Annotated in this window: 1 protein-coding gene; it reads left to right on the top strand. The window is 71.1% G+C overall.

The features are described 5' to 3' along the window. Positions 1-9 precede the first annotated feature (9 nt). Positions 10-4,995: amino acid adenylation domain-containing protein (locus tag ACFY4A_RS42245; protein ID WP_390834626.1), on the top strand; the 4,986-nt coding region annotated here is incomplete at its 3' end.

Here is a 4,995-nt window from a genome sequence, read left to right as displayed (position 1 = left end):
TGTGGTGGGCTGCGGCGGGTGGTGTGCAGTGGTGAGGCGTTGCCGCCTCATGTGGTGCGGCGGTTCTTCGAAGTCTTCGAGTCGGTGGAGCTGCATAACCTGTACGGCCCCACCGAGGCCTCGGTGGACGTCACGTCGTGGGAGTGCGACCCGGGCTTCGTGAACAGTGGTGTGGTGCCGATCGGCCGGCCGGTGGCCAACACCCGGGTGTACGTGCTGGACGCACAGCTTTCGCCCGTCCCGGTGGGTGTGGTCGGTGAGTTGTACCTGGCGGGCGTGCAGTTGGCCCGTGGTTACGCCGACCGCCCCGCGCTGACGGCTGAGCGTTTTGTGGCGTGTCCGTTCGGTGGGTCCGGTGGGCGGATGTATCGGACCGGGGACCGGGTGCGGTGGAACGCGTCCGGTGAGCTGGAGTATCTGGGCCGGGCGGACGACCAGGTGAAGATCCGTGGTTTCCGGATCGAGCCGGGTGAGGTCCAGGCGGTGATCGCCGCGCATCCGCTGGTCGTTCAGGCCGCGGTGATCGCCCGCGAGGACATCCCGGCAGACACCCGTCTGGTCGCCTACGTCGTCGTCGGCGGTGAGGCACCCGAAGTCACCGATAGCATTTGGCGGTTCGCCGCGAGTCGGCTCCCGGAGTACATGGTTCCGTCCGCCGTCGTCGTCCTTGACGAGCTCCCGGTGACCGTGAACGGCAAGCTGGACCGCAGGGCCTTGCCCGCCCCCGAACACACCGCTACCAGCAGCCGTGGGCCGGCCAACGCCCGTGAGGAAATCCTGTGCGCTGCTTTCGCCGAAATCCTCGGCCTGGAGAGCGTGGGTGTGGACGACGATTTCTTCCGGCTGGGTGGGCATTCACTGCTCGCCGTCTCGCTGGCGGAACGCTTGCGCGCCCAGGGCGTGACGGTGTCGGTGCGGGCGCTGTTCGACGCGCCGACCCCGGCCGGGCTTGCAGCGGCCGCGGGCGCTGCCACCACCGCGGGCGCTGCCGGAGGCAGGGAAGCGGTTGCCGTGCCGCCGAACGGCATCCCGGACGGTGCCGGCGAGATCACGCCGGAGATGCTGACTCTCGTCGAGCTGTCCACGCCCGAGATCACGCGAATCGTCGCGGACGTCGAGGGCGGTGCGGCCAACGTCGCCGACATCTATCCCCTCGCTCCCCTGCAGGAGGGTCTGCTCTTCCACCACCTCCTCGCCGACGGCGGCGAGGACGCGTACGTCATGCCGCGGGTGTTGAAGTTCGACTCGCGTGAGCGGCTGGACGCGTTCCTGGGCGCGCTGCAGCGGGTCGTCGACCGGCATGACGTGTTCCGTACCGGCATCGTCTGGGAGGGTCTGCGCGAGCCGGTCCAGGTCGTGCGCCGTCACGCCGTCCTGCCCGTCACCGAAGTCCGACTGGACCCGCACACCACGGACCCGGAAGCCGAGCTGATGGCGATCGGCGGCCGGTCGATCGATCTGCGCCGGGCACCGCTGATCGACGTGCACGCGGCGGCGGAGCCGGACACCGGCCGCTGGCTGGCACTGCTCCGGGCTCATCACATCGTGCAGGACCACATGGCCATGGCCGTGGTGTTGTCGGAGGTGCGGGCGTTCCTCGACGGTCGGGGCGACGAGCTTCCCGAGCCGCTGCCGTTCCGGGACTTCGTCGCGCAGGCGCGCGGGGTGGCGCAGTCCGAGCACGAGCGGTTCTTCACCGACCTGCTCGGCGACGTCACCGAGCCCACCGCACCCTTCGGGCTGGTGGACGTGCGAGGGGACGGCGCCGCCGCGGTTCAGGCACGGGCGGAACTGGAGGCGTCAGTCGCCGGGCGGCTCCGAGAAGTCTCGCGGCGGCTGGGTGCCAGTCCCGCGACCCTGCTGCACGTGGCCTGGGCCCGTACGCTGGCGGCGGTCAGCGGCCGGGACGACGTCGTGTTCGGCACGGTGCTGCTCGGCCGGATGAACGCGGGAGCCGGGGCGGGCCGGGTGGCGGGGCCCTTCCTGAACACGCTGCCTGTACGCGCACGGGTGGACAGCACGGGTGTCCAGGCGGCGGTCGGCGCCATGCGGGCGCAGTTGGCCGGGCTGATGGAGCACGAGCACGCCTCACTGGCGGTCGCACAGCAGGCCAGCGGTGTGCCGACGGAAGTGCCGCTGTTCACCTCGATCCTCAACTACCGGCACACCACGGACGGCAGGCGGCTGGACGCCACCGCGCTGGACGGTGTGGAGGTGGTGTTCTCGAGGGAACGCACCAACTACCCACTGACCGTGGACATCGACGACGACGGTGACGGCTTCGAGCTGGTCGTGGACGCGGTGACACCGATCGATCCCGATGCGGTGGCCGCACTGCTCCGGACCGCGGTGGAGAACCTGGTCGCCGTGCTCGAGGGCGTCCTGGCCGGCGGCCCGGACCCGTCGCTCGGTACCGTCCAGGTGCTGGACGAGGCGCTGCGCCGCCGCGTCCTCGGGGACTGGAACGAGACCGCGGCCGAACTCCCCGGCAAGTCGGTGGTGGAGCTCTTCGAGGGTCACGCGCTGCGGACCCCGGACGCGGTGGCAGTCGCCGGCGACGGCACCGACGTGTCGTACGCCGAACTGAACGCCCGGGCGAACAGGCTCGCCCGGCTGCTGACCGGTCGTGGCGTCAGGCCCGATTCGGTCGTCGCGGTGATGCTGGAGCGGGGCGCCGACATGATGGCGGCGGTGCTGGGCGTCCTCAAGGCCGGTGGCGCCTACCTGTCCGTCGACCCGGACTACCCGGCGGAACGCGTCGCCTACATGCTTCAGGACGCCACGCCGGCCGTGGTGCTGGCCGCGTCGGGCACCGCCGGGCTCGTAGGGGAGTCGGGCGTCGAGCTGGTGGTCCTCGACTCGCTGGAAGTGACCGGCGAACTGGCGGAACTGCCCACCGGGAACCTGCACGGCGCCGAACGGGTGGAGCTGCTGCCCTCGCATCCGGCGTACGTCATCTACACCTCGGGCTCCACGGGCCGCCCGAAGGGCGTGGTCGTGACGCACGGGGGACTGGCCAACACGGCGGCGGCCCTGGCCCGCCGGTACCCCGGCGGGGTCGGACCGGGCACCCGGATGCTGCAGTTCGCGTCGATCGGCTTCGACATGTTCTGCTCGGAGTGGGCCCTGACCCTGCTGTCCGGCGCGACGCTGGTGGTCGTGCCGACGAGCCGCCGCCTCGGCGCGGAACTGGCGGAGTTCATCGCGGAGCAGCGGCTGACACATGTGGCGTTCCCGCCCGCGGTGCTGGCCACCATGGACGAGGGCTCGATCGCCGAGGACGTGATCATCGACGTGGGCGGCGAGGCCTGCCCGCCGGAACTCCTGGCGCGCTGGGCCCCCGGCAGGTCGATGTTCAACTCCTACGGTCCGACGGAGACCACGATCGACGCCACCGTGTGGGAATGCCGCCCCGGGGGGGAAGAGGTGCCGATCGGCACACCCATCGTCAACACCCGCGTGTACGTCCTGGACGGATCCCTGTCACCTGTGCCGGTCGGCGCGGTCGGCGAACTGTACGTGGCCGGTACGGGACTGGCCCGTGGTTATCTGCGGCGACCCGGTCTGACGGCGGAGCGGTTCGTGGCCGACCCGTTCGGCCCGGCGGGATCGAGGCTGTACCGGACCGGAGACCTGGTGCGATGGCGCGAGGACGGCAACCTCGAGTACATGGCCCGGGTCGACGACCAGGTGAAGATGCGGGGCTTCCGCATCGAGCCCGGGGAGATCGAGGCCGTTCTCACCAGCCACCCGCTCGTCGCCCAGGCCGCCGTGGTCACCGGCGAGGACCCGGCCGGTGAGCGGCGACTGATCGCCTACGTAGTGCTCGTCGACTCCGCCGCGGTCGCCGCCGCGGAGGCCGGCGGGGACGGCGGGCCGGCCACGCTCCTGCCCGCGTACGTGGGCGAACAGCTGCCGGACCACATGGTGCCGTCCGTCGTTGTCGTCATCGACGCGCTGCCGCTGACCGTGAACGGCAAGCTGGACCGCAAGGCCCTGCCCGCCCCCGACTACAGCACCGGATCGACGCACGGCCGAGCGCCTTCCGGCCCGACCGAGGAGATCCTGTGCGGGATCTTCCGGCAGGTCCTCGGGATCGAGAACCTGGGAGTCGACGACGACTTCTTCCGGCTGGGCGGTCACTCGCTGCTCGCGGTGCGGCTGGTGAGCCGGATCCGCTCGGTGCTGGGTGTCGAGCTGCCCCTGCGCGTCCTGTTCGAGGCGCCGACGGTGGCGGGTCTGGCAGCCCGGCTGGCGGCGGCGGGTTCGGCACGGGTGGCACTGACGGCCGGGGAGCGTCCGGAGCGGGTGCCGCTGTCGTTCGCGCAGAGCCGGCTGTGGTTCGTCCACCAGCTGGAAGGCCCGAGCCCGACCTACAACATCCCCGCGGTGCTGAGACTGGCCGGCCCCCTTGACCTCGCGGCCCTGGAGGCGGCGTTCCGGGACGTCGTCGCACGGCACGAGGTGCTGCGCACGGTGTTCGCAGTGTCAGACGGCGAACCCCACCAGCGCATTCTGGAACCGGACGAGCTCCCGTGGGAACTGCCGGTGGTGGAGGTGACACCGGAGGAGCTGGCCGGTGAGGTCGCCCGGGCCCAGGACCATGTCTTCGACCTGTCGGCCGAAGTCCCCTTCAGGGCATCGCTGTTCACGCACGGGCCGAACGAGCACGTCCTGGTCGTGGCCATGCATCACATCGTCGGTGACGGCTGGTCGATGGGTCCGCTGGCCCGTGACCTGTCCGTGGCGTACGAAGCGCGGTGTGCCGGCCGCGTGCCCGACTGGGAGCCGCTGCCCGTCCAGTACGCGGACTACGCCCTCTGGCAGCGCGAGCTGCTCGGTGACGAGCAGGACCCCGGCAGCCTGCTGTCACGCCAGGTCTCCTACTGGCGCAAGGCCTTGGAAGGTGCGCCGGAGGAGTTGGAGCTGCCGTTCGACTTCGCTCGTCCCGCGGTGGCGAGTCACCGTGGCCACAGTGTGCCGCTGGTCATCGGG

The organism is Streptomyces sp. NPDC001292, from assembly GCF_042896465.1.
Classification (GTDB): Bacteria; Actinomycetota; Actinomycetes; order Streptomycetales; family Streptomycetaceae; genus Streptomyces.
The sequence above is the reverse complement of the archived record's forward strand: the minus strand, read 5'-3'. Positions and strand labels throughout refer to the sequence as shown.